The sequence below is a fragment of the Nguyenibacter vanlangensis genome (assembly GCF_013376155.1).
Taxonomy (GTDB): Bacteria; Pseudomonadota; Alphaproteobacteria; order Acetobacterales; family Acetobacteraceae; genus Gluconacetobacter; species Gluconacetobacter vanlangensis.
In genome coordinates, this window is sequence record NZ_JABXXP010000812.1 from 1 (window position 1) to 1,176 (window position 1,176).

Consider the following 1,176-nt stretch of genomic DNA (forward strand, 5'->3'; position numbering starts at 1 on the left):
CAGGGCCAGCGCGGCGCCGAGCGCGCCGGTCGCGCCGAAGGCGGCCTGAAGGAATGTGCGGCGGTCGAGCGGGTGGGGCATGGGATCGGGACGGGTCAGGTGAGGTCGGGGCAGGAGAGGGGCGGTTCGGGCCAGGTGGTGACGGCACCGTAGGTGGTTTCGAACCAGCGGGCCAGTTGCAGGGCCAGCCCGTCGGCGAAGCGGGGGGTGACGATCTGCAGCCCGATCGGCGTGCCGCCGCGCGAGAAGCCGCAATTGAGCGAGATGGCCGGCTGTTCGGACATGTTCCAGGGCAGGGTGTAGGCGATATGGGCGAAGGGGCGGGTGGGATCGTCGAGCGGGGAGGCGTATTCCGCCGGGAAGGACAGGTTGGGGGTGGTCGGCGAGAGCACGATGTCGACCGTCCGGAACAGATCGGCGCAGCGCCGGCGCAGGGTGAAGGTGCAGCCGAAGCCGTCGATCGCCTCGACCCCCGAGACGGCGGCGCCCTGGCCGGCCCAGGCCAGGATATAGGGCAGCACGCGGGCCCGGCGGTCGTCGGGCAGGCGGGAGAGTTCGGCCCAGGCCCTGGCCTGCCAGTAGCGGTCGATGCCGTTGAGAACCGCGTCGTCCATCACCGGGGGGACCGGGACGAGGGTGGCGCCGGCGGCCTGGAACGATCGGGCGGCGGCGGTGACGGCTTCGGCGATTTCCGCGTCGAGTGCCATGCCGCAGCCGGCATCGAGCATGAGGCCGACGCGCAGGCCGGCCGGGCCCGTGCCGGGGCTGTCCCAGTCGATCTGCTGCCAGTCGATCTGCTGATAGGGCAGGGCGGTGGCGTCGCGCGGGTCGGGTTGGGTCAGCACCGCCATCAGCCGCGCCGCGTCGTCGACGGTGCGGGTCATCGGGCCGGCGCAGCGCCCGACATAGTACGGGTCGATCGGGATGCGGCCGAAGGAGGGCTTGAAGCCCACCAGCCCGCACCAGGCCGCCGGCAGGCGCACCGAGCCGCCGATATCGGTACCGACATGCAGCGGTCCGTAGCCCGCGGCGGCGGCGGTGGCGGCGCCGGCGCTGGAGCCGCCGGGATTGGTGGCGAGGTCCCACGGGTTGCGGGTGAGCGGATAGAGGCTGGACAGGCCCGAGGACAGCATGCCGATATCGGGCACGGTGGTGCGGGCGAAGAGGATCGCCCCG

At 72.8% G+C, this 1,176-nt stretch carries 1 protein-coding gene; it reads right to left on the reverse strand.

The genetic code is table 11. The annotated features are described in order from the left end of the window. Window positions 1–95: 95 nt before the first annotated feature. The coding region (locus HUK84_RS19265; RefSeq protein ID WP_176641650.1) for an amidase at window positions 96–1,176 on the reverse strand (1,081 nt) is incomplete at its 5' end.